This is a genomic window from Nonomuraea sp. NPDC050383, assembly GCF_044459125.1.
Taxonomy (GTDB): domain Bacteria; phylum Actinomycetota; class Actinomycetes; order Streptosporangiales; family Streptosporangiaceae; genus Nonomuraea.
In genome coordinates, this window is the sequence record NZ_JBITIP010000022.1 from 113984 (window position 1) to 130009 (window position 16026).

Genomic DNA, 16026 nt, shown 5'->3' on the forward strand with positions numbered 1-16026 from the left:
GTCGGAACCTCACAGCACCAGCCCGCCGTCGACACCGAGCACCTGGCCGGTGACGAACGAGGCGTGGCCGGAGAGCAGGAACGCCACGGCGGCGGCCACCTCGCCGGGCAGGCCCACGCGGCCGAGCGGGGTCGCGGCGACCGTCGCGGCGCGGGCCCGGTCGTCGAGCGTGGCGAGCATGGCCGTCTCGATGAAGCCGGGCGCCACCGCGTTGACCCGGATGCCGGCGGGGCCGAGCTCCTTGGCGGCGGACACGGTCAGGCCGAGCAGCGCGGCCTTGGTGGCGGAGTAGACGGCCTGGCCCGCCGACCCGCGGCGCCCCATGATCGACGAGACCATCACCACGGCGGGGCTCGTGCCCCGGCGCAGGAGCCGGACCGCCGACTGCAGCGTGTGGACGGCGCCCACCGCGTTGACGTCGAAGAGCCGGGACACCGCCATGCCCGGCAGCAGGCCGAGCAGTGCCGCGTCGTGGATGCCGGCGTTGACCACGAGCGCGTCGAGGCGGCCGTGGCGCTCCCGGACGTGGCGCATCATGGCGGAGACCGCGCCGGGGTCGGCCACGTCGCCGTGGACGGACCAGGTGCGGCCGCCGGTCTCGGCGGCCACCTCGGCCGCGGCCTTCGCGGCCCGCTCGGCGTCGCGCCCGTGCAGGATCACCTCGTCACCGGCCGCGGCGAGCGCCACGGCGACGGCCCGCCCGATGCCCGAGGTCGAGCCGGTGACCAGCGCCACCCGCGTGCGCGGGGCCGGATCGAGGTCTGCGGTCGTGCCGCCGGCGGCTCCAGGGGCCGAGTCACCGGGGGCGCGGTCCGGAGCCGTGTGACCCGTGGCGCGGTCCGTGGCCGTGTCACCGGCCGCGCGGTCCGGGGCCGCGTCACCGGGGGCGCCGGCCGGGGACGGGTGTGGGTCAGAACGCGGCGCCGGCACCGTGCTTCTCCAGCAGCCGCGCGGCCTCGGTGAACGAGCTCATGTCGATGATCTCGTCCGTGTCGATCATGATGTCGAACTCGTCCTCGATGGCGGCGACCAGCGCCATGTGGGCCAGGGAGTCCCACTGCGGGATCGCCCGGTATTGGAGCTCGTCGACGTCGGCGTCGTCCGGAAGGCTCAGCGCGGCGCGGAAGACCCCGCGCAGGCGGTCGAGGTGGGTCATGCTCCCTCACTCTCCGTGGTCGAACCAGAACGTAGTGTATCGGTGATCCTCCATGGCTCAAACCGAGACCCAGTCGCGGGTAATGGAACCGTATAAAGCCGGGTGATGTACCGGCGATGCTGCGAATGTCCCTTGGGGCGCGCCAACCGCTACAGGGGGAATGATGGACGAATCCAATCACTGGTACGGGCACTCCCGCATACTCGCCGGATACTGCGGGCTCCCGGACGACGTTCCCCGGCGTATACAGGGATTTCTCCAGCACGGCTGGAATTATCTGCACGGATATCCGCCGAACGACCATTGGTGCACACCGGGATATCCCCGTTTCATCTGGGCCGACGTACTTCGGCGGCGCGGCTGGTCGATGGGGCGCCGGGGCCACTACCTCATCGGCGCGCCGTGGATCTACCTCCTCGACCTGGAGCCCGATCTCGGCCGGGTGCCGGAGGAGGAGCGGGAGGGCACGATCTGGTACCCCTTCCACGGCTGGGAGAAGAACGCGGTCACCGGTGATCACGGCGAGCTCGCCGCGCGGATCCGCGAGGTGGAGACCGGCCCGGTGACCGTATGCCTTTACTGGCTCGAATTCGCAAATATCGGTATTAGGCGGGCGTACGAGTCGGCCGGATTCCGGGTCATCTGCCACGGCGAGCGCGGCTCCCGTTGGGACGACTCCGGACGCGACTTCCTCCGGCGCCAGCTCACCGAGCTGCGCCGCCACCGCAGGGTGGCGTCCAACCGGCTCGGCAGCGCGCTCTTCTACGGGGCCTCGGTGGGCTGCGACATCGCCGTGTACGGCGATCCGATGCAGTTCGAGGGCGAACGCCCCGAATACGGAGGCACGGCCCGCCGCATGCGGCTCTGGCCCGAGCTGCACGGCGAGCATGTGGACCGCGGCCTGGCCGCCGAGGCCGCCCGGCGGGAGCTGGGCTTCGACTGTCAGGCCACACCTGAGGAGCTACGGCGGATGTTCGGCTGGAAGCGGGTGCGATGCGCATGACGGAGGCGCCCGGCAACGTCCGGTTGATCGGCGGCGAGATGCTGCTGTGGTCCGACGCCGACGCGGCCACCGACTGGCGGGGCGCGGGGCTGGAGCTGGTCCGGCGGCTGGTCCCACCGGCCGGCCGCGTGCTGCTGGCCGGCCCGCACCCGAAAAGCCTCATCGCCGCGTTCGCCGGTGGCGAAGGCTCTCGCGGTGGGTTCTCCGGTGGTGCCGGCTCCGGCGACGAGATGTCCGGAGGCGCGTCGTCGGTGGCCGTGCTCGTGCGGTCGTACCCCGACGCCTGCGCCCTCGGCGAGCGTCACCAGGCGCTGGACGTCCACTGCGGGCGGCTCCGGGCGCTGACCGTGGCGGAGCCGTACGACCTGGTGCTGGCGCTCGACGGGCTGGAACGCACGCACTCCGCCGAGGAGCCGGCCCCGCCGTGGCGTGCCTCGCTGGACGCCCTCGCCGCCCTTGTGGCGCCGGGCGGCCGGCTCGTCCTCGCGGTGCCGAACGACCTCGGGATCGACCGGTTCGTGGACGCCCGGCCGCCGGACCGGGAAGGCGCTGACGGGCACTGGGAGCCGCACGGCTTCGACCCGAGCCACCCCGGCGGACCGGAGGCCCTGGACGCGGCGCTGGAGGCGGCCGGGCTCGTGGTCGAGCGGTGCTACGCCGCCTACCCGGCCAGGAGCGCCCCGCGTGCCCTGTTCGGACGGGAGCTGCTGCGCGAGAACCTGCCCGAGGCGCTCACCGTGCCGCTGACGGCGCCCGGCGGCGACACCATGCTGGTGGCCGACCCGCTTCGGCTGACCCGGCTGGCGTTCCGTCACGGGCTGGGAGAGCACCTGGCGCCCCTGTGGCTCACAGTCGCCACCCGCCCGGTCTCCGGGAACGATCCGGCCGAGGTCCGTGCCGGTGACGACCACGCGGGCGGTGAGCCGTTGCCGGAGGGCCTGGTCGAGGTCGGGCGGGCCGTGCACGAGGTCACCGCCACCTCCACCAGAAGGCTGCCCGGAGGAGCCGTGCGGCCCGTCCCGCGGGGGCGCATCGTCGAGGAGATCCTGGTCGAGGCGTGCGCCCGCGAGGACGTGCGGTCCGTGCGCGACCTGCTGGCCGGGCTGGCCGCGTGGGTCGCGGAAGGGGGCGACGCCGCCGCCGACAACCTCGTCTGGGACGGCGAGCGGTTCACCGCCATCATCCCGGTGCCCGCCCTGGGCGGTCCGGTGCCCGCGCAGGTGGTGCTCTGCCGGATCCTGTGGCGTTTCGCCGTACGGCTGCTGGCGGCCGGGCACCACCACCCGTGGCCGTGGCCGCTGGACGCCGGGCAGCTCGCGCTGACGCTGTGCGGCATGGCGGGGCAGCCGTGCGACCAGGACGGCCTCGATCGGGCCCGCAAGCTGGAGGCCGAGCTCGGGCAGGCGCCGGGGACGGCCGAGCTGGCGGGGGCCGCGCCCACGTACCGGGACCTGCTCAGCGCCCGCGACCGGCTGACCGATCAGCTGACCGCGTCGCTGGCCCGGATCGCGCGTCTGGAGACCAAGCTGACCTACCGCGAGCGCGAGCTGGTACGCACCCGCGCCAAGCTGCGCAGGAGCCAGCGCAAGGCGGCCTCCCTGCGCAGGTCGCTCGGGTTCCGGCTGGCCCGCCGGCTGTCGCGCCCCCGCCGGGCCGCCCGCAAGGTCCTGCGCCTGCTGTCCCGCTGAGCCCGGCCGCGAAGCCGCCGGCCCCGCCGTAAGGCCCGCTGCAAGGCCGGCGAAGGTCGGCGAAGGTCGGCGAAGGTCGGCGAAGACGACGAAGCTGAGGAAGAGAGGGTGGTTTCGTGCCGATCCTGTCGGTGATCGTCCCGTTCCACGACGTCGAGGAGTACCTGGGCCCCTGCCTGGACTCCCTGCTCGCGCAGACGTTGCGTGACCTGGAGGTGATCTGCGTCGACGACGGCAGCCGCGACGGCGGGCGGGCCGTGGTGGAGGCGCGGCAGGCGGCCGACCCGCGCGTGCGCCTGGTCAGGCTGACGGGCGGCGGCGTCGGGCGGGCGCGCAACACCGGGGTGCGGCACGCGACCGGCCGTTACCTGGCCTTCGTGGACGGCGACGACCTGGTGCCGCGTGAGGCGTTCCGCCGCCTGGTGGCGTCGCTGGAGTCCACCGGCTCGGACCTGGCCTGCGGCAACGTCATGCGCATCCACCGGAACCAGCTCGTGCCCTCGTGGGCGCACCGGCAGGCGTTCGCGAGGCGGCTGGAGCGCACCCACATCACCCGCCACCCGCTGCTGGTCCGCGACCGCATGCTGTGGAACAAGGTCTACCGGCGCTCCTCCTGGGACGCGCTGGCCCTGACGTTCCCGGAGCGGCTGTACGAGGACCAGCCCGTGGCCATGGCGGCGCACGTGGGCGCGGCCTCGGTGGACGTGCTGAAGGCGGTGGTCTACCACTGGCGCAGGCGCGAGGAGTCCGTCACGGACCGCCGCATGGAGCCGGACAACGTACGCGACCGCCTGCTGTCGGTGCTGGAGACGGCCACGCTGCTGGCCCGCCGGGCCCCGGCCGTCAAGCCGCGCTTCGACCGCGACACCCTCGACATCGACATGGGCGTGGCCGTGGAGGCGGTGGCGGTCATGGGCGCGGCGGCGGACCCGGAGATCCTGGACCTCGCCGCCCGCTACCTCGACGGGGTCGCCCCGGAGGACTGGCTGAGCCTGCCGTTCCCGCGCAGGCTGCTGACGCACCTGCTGCACCGGAGGCGGCCGGACGAGCTGGCGGCGGTGTTCGCGGAACAGGACGAGGGCCGGCTGTGGCCGCCCCTCGTCCCTCAGGGACTCGCAAGGGGGCTCGGGAGTGGGCTCGGGCTGGGACGCAGGCGCTGGTACGGCCGGCATCCCGCCCTGCCGCAGGACCTGTCGGAGGTCACCGAGGAGCTGGCCCTGCTGCCGCGCCTGCTGTCCGCCGGCTGGCGGGACGGCGTGCTTCACGGCGAGGGCTGGGTGTCGGTCGGCCGGTTCGACGTGCGGGGGCTGGGGCGCGTCCGCGTACGCGTGTGGCTCCAGGAGCGCGGCACCTCCGACACCGTGCCGCTCTCGGAGGACAGGGTCATGCCCGCCTGCCTCGGCCTCGCCCAGGAGAACGGCGGCGTGGCGGCGGAGCACGGCTTCCCCTTCGGCTTCGCCTTCGACCCCGCCACGCTGACACCGGCCCGGCTGGCCCGGCGCGGTCACTGGGAGTTGCGCGTCGAGCTGCGCGCGACGGGGCTGCGGCTGGAGGCGAAGGTGGCGGGACCCCGGTGGCTGCCCCCGGCCGTACCGGTGCCGGTGCGCAGGGCGGGCTCCTGGGTGGTGCCCGTACGCGGCGCCAGAGGGGTGTGGGGGCTGCGGGTGCGCCGGGCGGAGGCGCTGATCGGCGAGTGCCGCATCGAGGGCGGCGACCTGCTGGTGGCGGGGGAGCTGGCCGACCCCGGCGACGAGGATCCGGTGCTCCGGCTGATCCGCCGCAGCGACGGCGAGGAGGTGTACTTCCCGGCCACCCTGGACGGTCACGTCTTCAGCGGCCGGATCCGGCTCGTCGACATCGACGAGCCGGTGGGCCGGCAGCCGCGCTGGGACGTCGTCCTGGACCAGGGCAGGAAGATCCGCCCGCTGGTGCGGACGCGGGCCCGCCCGGCGGCGACCGTGGCGGGCCGCAGGTTCGTGGCCGACCGGGGCGACGACGGCTGCCTGATGCTGGTGGAGCATTGCCCGCCCGGCTGAGCGGCCCCGCGAGGCCGCGCTCCGTCAGCGCGGAACGGCGTGAGCGGCGTGAGCGGCGTCAGCGGAGGACGGTGAGCAGCGACTCCACGACCTGGTCCTGCTGGGAGTCGGTCAGACCGGGGTAGAGCGGCAGCGACAGCTCCGCCCCGTAGTACGCCTCGGCCCGCGGGCACATGCCGCGCCGGTAGCCGAGGTCCTCGAACACCGGATGCCAGTACGCCGGGATGTAGTTGACCTGCACCCCGATCCCCGCCGCCCGCATCCGGTCGTAGACCTCCCGCCTGCGGCCGTCGAGCACGCGCACCGGGTACAGGTGCCAGGCCGGCTCGGTGTACGGGCGCCGCCCCGGCAGCCGCAGTCCGGGCACCCCGGCCAGCAGCGTGTCGTAGCGCGCCACCAGCTCGGCCCGGCGCGCCAGGAAGGCCGGCAGCCGCCGGAGCTGGCTCAGCCCGAGCGCGCACAGCACGTCGGGCAGCCGGTAGTTGAGGCCGAAGTCGTGGACCTCCTGGTGCCAGCCGCCGTGGCCGGGGTCGCGCTGCTCGGCCGGGTCGCGTACCAGGCCGTGGTTGCGGAAGCGCGCGGCGCGGGTGTGGCGCTCACCGTGGGGCAGGGCCACCGCGCCGCCCTCGGCGGTGGTGACGGTCTTGGTGGCGAAGAACGAGAACGTGGTGATGTCGGCCAGCAGCCCCACGGGCCGCCCCTTGTAGGAGGCGCCGAGGGAGTGGGCCGCGTCGCCGACGAGGGTCGCGCCGGCCCGGTCGGCGACGCCGCGCAGCTCGTCGTAGTCGGCGGGGTGGCCGGCGTAGTCGACGGCGGTCACGGCCCGCGTGCGGCCCGTGACCAGGGCGGCGACCGCGTCGGGGTCGAGGTTGCCGGTGTCGTCCTGCACGTCGGCGAAGACGACCCGGGCGCCCCGCAGCGCGGCCGCGGCGGCCGTGGCCACGAACGTCAGCGGCGAGGTGACGACCTCGTCGCCCCGCCCGATGCCGGCGGCGGCGTAGGCCACGTGCAGCGCGGCGGTGCCGGAGGTGACCGCCAGGCACGGGACGCCGCCGGTCCACCGGGCCAGCTCCGCCTCGAACCGGCTCACCTCCGGCCCGGTGGTGAGCCAGTTGCCGCGCAGCACCTCGGCGACGGCCCGGACGTCGTCCTCGTCGACCGAATGCCGGCCGTACGGGATCACCAGCGGCCGTCCGCGAGCATGCGGCGCAGCTCTTCGGCCGACAGCCACAGGTCGTTGGTGTCGGAGCGGTAGGCGAAGCCGTCGGACAGCGGCTCGCCCGCGGGCGGCGGCTCGTAGCCCCACGTGGCGATGGCCGGGAGCACGACGTAGCGGTCGCCGAGCCGCAGCGCGCGGCGGCCGTCGTCGGAGCCGATCATCTCCTCGTGCAGCTTCTCGCCGGGCCGGACGCCGACCTCGTGGACGGTGGCGCACGGCGCGACGGCCTCGGCCAGGTCGGTGATGCGCATGCTGGGGATGCGCGGCACGTACAGCTCGCCGCCGCGCATGAGGTCGAAGGAGTCGACGACGAACCGCACGGCCTGGTCGAGGGTGATCCAGAACCGGGTCATGCGCTTGTCGGTGATCGGCAGGCTGGCGCCCTCGGCGGCGAGCCGCTGGAAGAACGGCACGACCGAGCCCCTGCTGCCGACCACGTTGCCGTAGCGGACCACGGCGAAGCGGGTGGCGTGGCCGGCGGCGTAGTGGTTGGCCGACACGAACAGCTTGTCGGCGACCAGCTTCGTCGCGCCGTAGAGGTTGACCGGGCCGGACGCCTTGTCGGTGGACAGGGCGACGACCTTGCGCACGCCGCTGTCGATGGCGGCCTCGACGACGTTCTGCGAGCCTGTGACGTTGGTGCGGACGTACTCGAACGGGTTGTACTCGGCGGTGTCGACCTGCTTGAGCGCGGCGGCGTGGACCACGAAGTCGACGCCGTGCATGGCGCGGGTCAGCCGGTCGCGGTCGCGCACGTCGCCGATGAACCAGCGCAGCCGCTTGTCGTCGCCGAAGACCTGGCGCGCCTCCCACTGCTTGAGCTCGTCGCGGGAGAAGACCACCAGGCGGCGCACGTCGAGGACGCCCAGCGCGTGGCGGATGAACGCCTTGCCGAAGGACCCCGTGCCGCCGGTGATCAGAACGGATGAGCCGCTCAGAATGCTCACGTGACCCCCTGAATCGTGTTCACGCCCTGTAGTCGCCGGAGCTGAGCCGGTAGCATAGCGCGATCGACCAGCAACGCACGGTCACACGGGGGAATGGGGCTTCAGTGCGGATTGTCGGAGTCATTCAGGCGCGGACGGGGTCCACGCGGCTGCCGGGCAAGGTCCTGCGCGACCTGGGCGGCAGGTCCGTGCTGGGCTGGGTGGTGCGGGCCGTCCGCCAGGCGGACGCGGTGGACGAGCTGGTGGTGGCCACCACGACCGAGCCCGCCGACGATGCCGTGGTGGCCGAGTGCCTGCGGCTGGGCGTCGCCTGGCACCGTGGGCCGGTCGACGACGTGCTCACCCGGTTCCAGCAGACGCTGGAGCTGCACCCGGCCGACGCGGTCATGCGCTTCACCGCCGACTGCCCGCTGCTCGACCCCGCGATCGTCCGCGAGGCGGCGCTCGTCTACCGGGCCGTGCCGGGCCTCGACTACCTGAGCACGAGCCTGACCCGGACCCTGCCGCGCGGCCTCGACGTCGAGATCGCGAGCCGGGAGGCGCTGGCGCGGGCCGGGCGGGAGGCCACCGCCCACCATCGCGTCCACGTCACCTCCTACGTCTACACGCATCCGGGGGCGTCGCGGCTGCTCGGCCTCGCCTACGCCCCGGCGGCGGCCGACCTGCGGGTCACCCTCGACACCGAGGACGACTGGCGGCTGATCTCGCGGGTGGTGGCCGCCCTCGGCGACCGGTGCCTGCCGTACGCGACGCTCGTGGGCTGGTTGCGGGCCCGGCCGGAGGTGCTCAGGCTCAACGCGCACGTCCAGCAGAAAGCGCTGCAGGAGGCATGACCGGCCGGGTCGGCGTCCGCTGCGACGCCGGCGCCGGCAGGGGCGTCGGCCATCTGGTGCGCTGCGTGGCGCTCGCCGAGGAGCTGCGCGGGCGCGGTGTCGAGGTCGGCTTCCTGGGCGACCTGGCCGGCTCGGCGTGGGCGCGGGCGCAGCTCCTGGCGCGCGGCCTGCCGCTCGTCCCGGCTCCGGCCGACCCCGAGGGCCTCGCGGAGCTGGTGCGCGACCTGCGCCTCGACGTGGTGGTGCTCGACTCGTACGACCTGGCTCCGGGTACGGGCGCCCGGATCAGGGCGACGGGCGCGGCCGTGCTGGCGATCGTGGACGGCGACCCGCTCGGTCAGGAGGCCGACCTCTACCTCGACCAGAACCTCGGCGCGGAGCTGCGGCCCTTCCCGCTGCTCGCCGAGCGGCTGGCCGGGGTCCGTTACGCGCTGCTGCGCGACAGCGTCCGCCGGCTGCGCCGGGCGCCCGGCCCACGTGGCGAGGTGCCCCGCGTGCTGTGCTTCTTCGGCGGCACCGACAGCGCCGGCGTGACGTCGGCCTGGGCGGGCGCGCTGAACGCCACGGGGCTGCCGTTCCACGCGACGGTGGTGAGCCCCCGGCTGTTCGCGGTGGAGGGGCCGATCACCGTCATCCCGCCCACCGACCGGCTGCCGCAGCTCATGGCCGAGGCCGACCTCGTGCTCACCGCCGCCGGCTCCACCATCTGGGAGCTGCTCTATCTCGGCGTGCCGGCGGCGCTGACCTGGGTGGCCGCCAACCAGCTCATCGGCTACGAGGCGCTGGCCGCCGGCGGCATCGCCGCCGCGCTCGGCCCCGACCCCGGACAGGCCGCCGTCGAGGTGCTGGCCCGTCTGCTCGGCGACGCGGGGCTGCGCGAGGAGTACGGCCGGCGGGGCAGCGGCCTCGTCGACGGCAAGGGCCGCGAACGCGTCGCCGACGCGCTGCTCTCCCTGCGGTGAAGGCTCAGACCAGGTCCCGAAGGCTCAGACCAGGTCCCAGGTGAGCGGCGTGCCCGCCGCGGCGTCCCGGGTGAAGCGCCGGCCCGCCACGTCGGTCATCGCCGCGGGCGGCAGCCCGCCGGCCGGCCGGATCGAGCGTACGTTGCGCCCGGTCACCTCCTCGCCCGCCCGCACGTCGGCCACCACGTGCAGCGACCGGCGGAAGCGCAGCCCCTCCCGCTCCGACGGGCTGGGGCCGATGCGGGCCTCGCCGAGCGCCTGCCAGGCCCGCTCGCTCTCCACGACCAGCGTCGCCAGCTCGGCCGGCTCCAGCGAGAACGCCGCGTCCACGCCGCCTCCCGCCCGGTCCAGCGTGACGTGCCGCTCGATCAGGCAGGCCCCCAGGGCCACTGCGGCGAGCGACACGCCGATGCCCGGCGTGTGGTCGGAGACGCCGACGACCGCGCCGGTGAGCCCGGCCAGCAGCGGCAGCCCGCGCAGGTCGCTCTCGGCGGGCGAGGCGGGGTAGGAGGCGGTGCAGGACAGGACGGCCAGCTCGGCGCAGCCCGCGTCGCGGGCCGCCCGTACGGCGGCGTCGATCTCCCCGGCCGTGGCCATGCCCGTGGACAGGATGAGCGGCTTGCCGGTGGCGGCGGCCAGCCGGATCAGCGGCAGGTCCACCAGCTCCGAGGAGGCGATCTTGTACGCGGGGGCGCCTAGCTTCTCCAGCAGCTCGACCGCCGTGGGGTCGAACGGCGAGGAGAACGCCACGAGCCCCAGCTCCCGGGCCCTGGCGAAGATCGGCTCGTGCCACTCCCACGGCGTGTGGGCCCGCAGGTACAGGTCGTAGAGCCGCTCGCCGCCCCACAGCTCGTGGCCGCCGCCGAGGCGGAAGGCGGGGCCGTCGGCGTCGACGGTGATCGTGTCGGGCCGGTAGGTCTGGAGTTTCAGCGCGTGGGCGCCGCTCGCGGCCACCGCCTCGACGATGGCGAGGGCGCGCTCCAGGCTCCCGTCGTGGTTGCCGGACATCTCGGCGACGACGAACGGCGGCCGGTCGGGGCCGACGCGGCGGCCGGCGATCGACAGCGACGTCATGACTCGTCCCTCCGGGCGGCGCGGGTGAACTCGATCAGCACCACGTCCACGCTCTCGCCGTCGAGCAGCCGCCGGTAGCCGCCGATCTCGGTGAAGCCGAAGCGGCTGTGCAGCAGGCGGACGGGCTTGTTGGCGGCCAGCACCTCGCCCCGCAGCGTCGTCAGCCCGAGCGGGCCGAACGCGTGGCGGATCGCGGCGCGTTCGAGCCCGAACCAGGCGGCGAGCAGCTCGCCCGAGTGCTCCAGGCGGTCGAGGTCGAGGTAGAAGCCCCAGTGGGCGATCGGCGCGCCCGGCGCGAGCCCGGAGAACGTCACCACCCCGGAGGCGATCCCGCCGTGCTCGTAGACCAGCACCTGCCTGGCCGGGTCGGTCCGCACCCCGGCCCACCACCGGGCGTGCTCGTCCTCGCCGATCTCGTGGGTGGTGAAGCTGGCCGCGCGGACCTTCGGATGGTTGCGCCAGCGGCGCATGACGGGCAGATCGCCGTCGTCGACGTGTCTGAGCATCGGGCCCCCTCACGCTCCGTGCCTGGTTACGTCCACACCGTAGCGGACTATGGGCCTGGTAAAGAGCTGATCAGGGTGGAGCATCGGTCACCGCCGAGAGGCCATGGCGGCGGCATGCTGCCCTCGGACCCGTCCCCCACTCAAGGAGCCCGGCATGGCGCCCCTGGTCAGCGTCGTCGTCCCGTTCTACAACGTGGAGCAGTACATCGCCGAGTGCCTGGAGTCGCTGGCGGCCCAGACGCTGGCCGACATCGAGGTCATCCTGGTGGACGACGGGTCGGTGGACGGGAGCCGGCGGATCGCCGAGGGGTTCGCCTCCCGTGACCCGCGCTTCGTCGTGGTGCGCCAGCCCAACCGGGGTCCCGGTCCGGCCCGCAACGAGGGTGTGCGCTGGGCCCGCGGTTCGTACCTGGCGTTCGCCGACAGCGACGACGTCGTGCCGCCCGGCGCGTACGAGCTGCTGGTCACCTCGCTGGAGCGGACCGGCTCCGACCTCGCGTGCGGCGGGGTGCGGCGCATGGCGGACGGCGAGCTGTCGTCGTCGTCGCTGCACGACAAGATCTTCCGGCGGGCGGTGCGGCGCACCCACATCATGGACCGGCGGGTGCTGGTCAGGGACCGGACGGTGTGGAACAAGCTCTACCGCAAGGACTTCTGGTACGAGCACCGGCTGAGGTTCCGTCAGGGCATCTACGAGGACGTGCCGCTCAGCATGCGCGCCCACGTGCTGGCCGCCAGCGTGGACCTGCTGCCGGACGTCGTCTACCACTGGCGCAAGCGGGAGTCGGGGGAGACCTCGATCACGCAGCGGCGGGCCGAGCTGCCGAATCTCGCCGACCGCCTGGAGGCCATCCGGGCCGTCCGCTCGTTCCTGCAGGAGGAGGCGCCGGAGCTGACCCGCTCCTTCGACGGCCTGGTGCTGGAGAAGGACATCGTCTTCCTGTTCCAGGCGCTGGAGCACGCGGCGGGCGACGACCTGGAGGCGCTGCTGGACCTCGCCCGGCAGTGGCTGGCGGTCCTGAACCCGGGCGTGCTGGCCACCGCGCCGTCCCTGCGGCGGCTGGAGCTGTATCTGGTGGAGCGCGGGCTGGTCAGGGAGCTGCGCACCGTCCGGGAGTTCAGGAGGTCGTCCGCCGAGGCGGCCCGCATCGTCCCTCGCGGGCTGCGCCGGGCCAACTGGTACGGCGACTACCCGTACTTCCGCGACCGCTCGCTGCGGATCCCCGACGAGGTGTACGACGCCCGGGAGGAGATCAAGGTGCTGGCCAAGGTCGAGGAGTGCCGGTGGAACGGCCAGGGCTTCGCGGTGGTCGGGGAGGTGGCCCTGCACCGGGTGGAGCGCCGGCCGCGCAAGATCGAGGTGTGGCTGAGTGACGGCAGCCGCAAGGTGCCGCTGCCGTCACGCCGGCTGGGGGCCGGGCGGCTGCTCGCCGAGATCGACCCGCGGCGGCTGCGGCGCGGGGGGCCGACGTGGCGCCTGTACGCCCAGGTGGAGACGCGTGGGCTGGTGCTCGAAGGCTGCTTCCGCGACGGGGACGGCAATCGGACGTGGCGGCTGTCCGTGCCGGGATGGTCAAGAACGGGCATGGACATCACCCAGTAGTTCCAGAGTGTAGTCACTCACTCACGGCGGGTGGTCATGCTGGAATCCATGAGGACCTATTCGCTCGATGACGTCCATGCGACACGCAAGCGGAGAGACTCCTGGTGGACCGTGTACCTCGTGGACCCGCTGGCCTGCCGGACGGCTCTGCTGGTGGCCAACCGGTCGCGGATCACGCCCAACGAGCTCACCGTGCTGTCGCTGGTCATCGGCCTGGTCTCGGCCCTCTGCTTCGCCCTTGACCTGCTGGTCGCGGGCGCGGCGGCGTTCTATCTCAGCTTCATGGTCGACTGCGTGGACGGGAAGATCGCCCGGCTCAAGGGCACGGGGACGCCCTTCGGGCTCTGGCTGGACTACGTGGGCGACCGGGTGCGGGTGGTCCTCTGCGCCACCGGTCTGGCGTACGGGCAGTACGCCCTCACCGGTGACGTGCAGTTCATCGTGCTCGGCGCGGGGATCGCCGTGCTCGACCTCTTCCGGTACGTCAACGCGCCGCAGATGAAGCGGGTACGCGAGATCATCAGGGAGGCGCGGGCCGAGGCGGCCGAGCTGCGCGAGGCGGCCCGCGTCTGGAACCGGGAGCAGGCCGCGGTCGTCAGCGAGCCGGTCCTCATGGTGCCCCTCCCGAGCCTGGGGGAGGCGGACGACGGCGAGGTCGTCGACGACGACGACGCCGTGGAGCACGTCGTCACCGTGAGCCGCAGGCGTGGCCGCAACCGCACCTTCTCCAGGCGGCTCAATAGGTACCTCGCCCGCCGCCGCGTCCGCTCCCACCTGATCAGCGGCATCGAGTTCCACGCCGCGGTGTTCGTGGTCGCGCCCCTTGTCGGAGTGGCCGCGCTGGTGCCGGTGTCCGCCGTCGCCGGGGTGCTGCTGCTCGCCAACGAGATCTTCCTTGTCTACCGGATGTGGCTCTTCACGCGCAGGCACACCGTGTCCTCCCGGCAGGAGAGCCGAGAGCGCGTTCTCGTCTAAATTTTCGGGGGTTAGAACGAAATGTCCGATCGGCCCGTCTTTGTCGTCGGCTGCCCACGCTCCGGCACCACGATGCTGCAGCTCATGCTGCACTCCCACCCGCGCATGGCCGTGCCGCCCGAGACGCGGTACCTGGTGCCCGCCTACGTTCGCCGCCGCTCGTTCGGCGACATGCGCCTCGCACAGCGCCGCGCCGCCCTCGCGGAGTGGATCGCGACCGACCGCACCACGAAGTTCAAGGAACTCAAGATCGACAAGGACGAGTTCATCCGTCAGGCGATCGAGGGTCCCGGCTCGCTCGGCTCGGTCATCGGCACGACGTTCCGCATGTACGCCGAGCGGTTCGGCAAGCCGCGCTGGGGCGACAAGCGGCCCAGCTACGTCAAGCAGGTCGAGATCCTGCGCAGGCTCTTCCCCGACGCCCAGTTCATCCACCTCATCAGGGACGGCCGCGACTGCGTCTCCTCGCTGAAGGAGATGCCCTGGTACACCCTCAACTCCTTCCACGCCATCACCACCTGGGCCGAGGCCATCGACGCGGGCGTCAAGCTGCGGCGCACGCTGCCCGCCGACACCTACTACGAGCTGCGGTACGAGGACCTGACCGACGACCCCTCGACCGAGCTGAAGAAGCTCTGCCTCTTCCTGGAGGAGGACTTCGACCCGGCGATGGTCTCGCCGCGCGAGGCGGCCAGCGTGGCCGTACCCGTCCACAAGGTCTGGCACAGCAACACCCACGGCGACGTGACCCGCTCACGCGTGGGCAGCTGGGCCAACCGGCTGGAGGACTGGGAGATCTCGCTCGCCGAGCAGGTCCTCGGGGATCGGCTGATGGCCAACGGGTACGAGCTCAGTGGCGCGCCCGCGCCCTCGAAGGAGCACCTGGCGACCCTCCAGCGCACCATGCAGAAGCGCCGCGCCGCCCGTACGCGCAAGCGCCTGCGCGACCGCTTCCAGCGGCTGCGCGAGCCGGGACCGGTCGCGGCCCTGCTCACCTCGCGCCAGCGGGAGCTGGCCGGTCTGCCGCCGCAGCAGGCCACCGGCTCCTCGGAGAAGGCCCGCGCCGACGTCAGCGGGTGACGTGGGCGAAGAGGGTCTCCCACGCGTCCAGCACGCGGTCGAGGCGGAACGCCTCAGCCCCGGCGCGGGCGGCGGCGCCGAGCCGCCGCCGCTCACGGGAGGAGCCGGTGAGCCGGCCGAGCTCCAGCGCGAACGCGCGGGTGTCGCCGGGCGGGACGAGCACCGGGCCCGCCGCCCGGACCCCGCCCGACACGTCGAACGCCACCGCGGGCACCCCGTGGGCCGCGGCCTCCAGCAGCGCCAGCGGCAGCCCCTCGTGCTCGCTGGTCACCGCCACCAGCGAGGCCGCCAGGTACTCCGCCGGCATCAGCTCGGCGGGCACCCGCCCCCTGAACACCACCCGGTCCGCCACCCCCTCGCGGGCCGCGTGCGCGCGCAGCCGGTCCAGCTCGGAGCCGTCGCCCACAAGGTGCAGCTCCCACGGCCGCGGCGCGCCGGAGGCGGCGAACGCGCTGATCAGCCGGTCGAACCGCTTGACCCCTTCCAGCCGCCCCACGCCCAGCACCCGGGGCGCCTCCAGCGGGGAGACCTCCTCGGGCCAGGCGGGCAACGGGTTCGGCAGCGACCGCGCGTTGGGCAGCAGCGCGTTCTCGGAGAAGCGCCAGGCGTCGTCCTCGCTGAGGAAGACCGCCTGGTCCAGCTCCGGGTAGTGCCTGCGGATGGAGCTCAGGTGCCAGCAGCCGCCGGCGTGCTCGTACGAGCCGTGGTACTGGCCGATGGAGCGGAGCGACGCGGGCAGCAGCGGCGCCAGCCGGGCCACCACGCTCGGCGAGGTCAGCACCGCGAACCCGGGTGAGGCGGCTCGCAGCAGCCGGGCCAGGCGGCGGTCGGCCCGCGCCCGCGCCGTCCGGCCCGCCCCGCCGGCCGGGGCGCGGGCGACCCACTTCCCCCCGGGGCGCGGGGCGGCCCCCGCCCGGAACGGGGGGGGTGTGGGGGGGAGGCCC

The 16026-nt window shown here is 73.8% G+C and carries 15 protein-coding genes; 8 read left to right on the top strand and 7 right to left on the bottom strand.

What is annotated here, in order from left to right:
* Positions 1-9: 9 nt before the first annotated feature.
* Both ACIBG4_RS36765 and ACIBG4_RS36770 read right to left on the bottom strand, forming a co-directional pair.
* A complete protein-coding gene (locus ACIBG4_RS36765) occupies positions 10-930 on the bottom strand; it encodes an SDR family NAD(P)-dependent oxidoreductase (protein ID WP_397206411.1) in 921 nt (306 codons plus the stop codon).
* Positions 911-1156, bottom strand: coding sequence for an acyl carrier protein (locus ACIBG4_RS36770; RefSeq protein WP_397206413.1), 246 nt, complete (start codon positions 1154-1156; stop codon positions 911-913). Before ACIBG4_RS36770 ends, ACIBG4_RS36765 begins: the two co-directional genes overlap by 20 nt.
* A gap of 367 nt (positions 1157-1523) precedes the next feature.
* Here ACIBG4_RS36770 and ACIBG4_RS36775 point away from each other — a divergent pair, with 367 nt between their 5' ends.
* The 3 genes from ACIBG4_RS36775 (at position 1524) to ACIBG4_RS36785 (ending at position 5883) form a co-directional block, all read left to right on the top strand.
* Positions 1524-2159, top strand: coding sequence for a hypothetical protein (locus ACIBG4_RS36775; protein ID WP_397206415.1), 636 nt, complete (start codon positions 1524-1526; stop codon positions 2157-2159).
* Positions 2156-3847, top strand: coding sequence for a hypothetical protein (locus ACIBG4_RS36780; protein ID WP_397206417.1), 1692 nt, complete (start codon positions 2156-2158; stop codon positions 3845-3847). Before ACIBG4_RS36775 ends, ACIBG4_RS36780 begins: the two co-directional genes overlap by 4 nt.
* A 116-nt stretch (positions 3848-3963) precedes the next feature.
* Positions 3964-5883 (top strand): glycosyltransferase, encoded by a 1920-nt coding sequence (locus ACIBG4_RS36785; protein WP_397206419.1) that lies wholly within the window; start codon positions 3964-3966, stop codon positions 5881-5883.
* Between the two features lie 58 nt (positions 5884-5941).
* On the opposite strand, the gene ACIBG4_RS36790 is transcribed toward ACIBG4_RS36785, so the two are convergent.
* Both ACIBG4_RS36790 and pseB read right to left on the bottom strand, forming a co-directional pair.
* The gene (locus tag ACIBG4_RS36790) at positions 5942-7066 is read right to left on the bottom strand and encodes a DegT/DnrJ/EryC1/StrS family aminotransferase (RefSeq protein ID WP_397206421.1); all 1125 of its coding nucleotides are present in this window, start codon (positions 7064-7066) and stop codon (positions 5942-5944) included.
* On the bottom strand, positions 7063-8049 hold the full coding sequence (gene pseB, locus ACIBG4_RS36795; RefSeq protein ID WP_397206423.1) for a UDP-N-acetylglucosamine 4,6-dehydratase (inverting): 987 nt from the start codon (positions 8047-8049) through the stop codon (positions 7063-7065). Before pseB ends, ACIBG4_RS36790 begins: the two co-directional genes overlap by 4 nt.
* Before the next feature lie 104 nt (positions 8050-8153).
* Between pseB and ACIBG4_RS36800 the strand changes: the two genes are divergently transcribed.
* Both ACIBG4_RS36800 and ACIBG4_RS36805 read left to right on the top strand, forming a co-directional pair.
* Complete coding sequence (locus tag ACIBG4_RS36800) at positions 8154-8882, top strand: cytidylyltransferase domain-containing protein (protein WP_397206425.1); 729 nt, start codon at positions 8154-8156, stop codon at positions 8880-8882.
* A complete protein-coding gene (locus ACIBG4_RS36805) occupies positions 8879-9844 on the top strand; it encodes a PseG/SpsG family protein (RefSeq protein ID WP_397206427.1) in 966 nt (321 codons plus the stop codon). The genes ACIBG4_RS36800 and ACIBG4_RS36805 overlap by 4 nt, the downstream gene beginning before the upstream one ends.
* 24 nt (positions 9845-9868) lie before the next feature.
* Here ACIBG4_RS36805 and pseI read toward each other — a convergent pair whose 3' ends face one another.
* Together pseI and ACIBG4_RS36815 are read right to left on the bottom strand one after the other, a co-directional pair.
* The gene (pseI, locus tag ACIBG4_RS36810) at positions 9869-10918 is read right to left on the bottom strand and encodes a pseudaminic acid synthase (protein WP_397206429.1); all 1050 of its coding nucleotides are present in this window, start codon (positions 10916-10918) and stop codon (positions 9869-9871) included.
* Positions 10915-11424 (bottom strand): GNAT family N-acetyltransferase, encoded by a 510-nt coding sequence (locus ACIBG4_RS36815; RefSeq protein WP_397206431.1) that lies wholly within the window; start codon positions 11422-11424, stop codon positions 10915-10917. Before ACIBG4_RS36815 ends, pseI begins: the two co-directional genes overlap by 4 nt.
* A 154-nt stretch (positions 11425-11578) precedes the next feature.
* Here ACIBG4_RS36815 and ACIBG4_RS36820 point away from each other — a divergent pair, with 154 nt between their 5' ends.
* The 3 genes from ACIBG4_RS36820 to ACIBG4_RS36830 are packed head-to-tail and all read left to right on the top strand — an operon-like array spanning position 11579 to position 15082.
* Entirely contained in the window at positions 11579-13027 is a 1449-nt protein-coding gene (locus ACIBG4_RS36820; protein ID WP_397206433.1) for a glycosyltransferase family 2 protein, read from the top strand.
* Between the two features lie 48 nt (positions 13028-13075).
* Positions 13076-14002, top strand: coding sequence for a CDP-alcohol phosphatidyltransferase family protein (locus ACIBG4_RS36825; protein WP_310708411.1), 927 nt, complete (start codon positions 13076-13078; stop codon positions 14000-14002).
* Between the two features lie 21 nt (positions 14003-14023).
* Complete coding sequence (locus ACIBG4_RS36830) at positions 14024-15082, top strand: sulfotransferase (RefSeq protein WP_310708410.1); 1059 nt, start codon at positions 14024-14026, stop codon at positions 15080-15082.
* Here the strand turns inward: ACIBG4_RS36830 and ACIBG4_RS36835 are convergent.
* A partial coding sequence (locus ACIBG4_RS36835) for a glycosyltransferase (protein WP_397206436.1) occupies positions 15072-16026 on the bottom strand: 955 nt, incomplete at its 5' end. The two genes, ACIBG4_RS36830 and ACIBG4_RS36835, sit on opposite strands and share 11 nt — an antisense overlap.

Coding starts and splice junctions, on each gene's coding strand:
- ACIBG4_RS36770 (WP_397206413.1), bottom strand. CDS start 1,156: ATGACCCACCTCGACCGCCTGCGCGGGGTCTTCCGCGCCGCGCTGAGC.
- ACIBG4_RS36775 (WP_397206415.1), top strand. CDS start 1,524: ATGGGGCGCCGGGGCCACTACCTCATCGGCGCGCCGTGGATCTACCTC.
- ACIBG4_RS36780 (WP_397206417.1), top strand. CDS start 2,156: ATGACGGAGGCGCCCGGCAACGTCCGGTTGATCGGCGGCGAGATGCTG.
- ACIBG4_RS36805 (WP_397206427.1), top strand. CDS start 8,879: ATGACCGGCCGGGTCGGCGTCCGCTGCGACGCCGGCGCCGGCAGGGGC.
- pseI (WP_397206429.1), bottom strand. CDS start 10,918: ATGACGTCGCTGTCGATCGCCGGCCGCCGCGTCGGCCCCGACCGGCCG.
- ACIBG4_RS36815 (WP_397206431.1), bottom strand. CDS start 11,424: ATGCTCAGACACGTCGACGACGGCGATCTGCCCGTCATGCGCCGCTGG.
- ACIBG4_RS36820 (WP_397206433.1), top strand. CDS start 11,579: ATGGCGCCCCTGGTCAGCGTCGTCGTCCCGTTCTACAACGTGGAGCAG.
- ACIBG4_RS36825 (WP_310708411.1), top strand. CDS start 13,076: ATGAGGACCTATTCGCTCGATGACGTCCATGCGACACGCAAGCGGAGA.
- ACIBG4_RS36830 (WP_310708410.1), top strand. CDS start 14,024: ATGTCCGATCGGCCCGTCTTTGTCGTCGGCTGCCCACGCTCCGGCACC.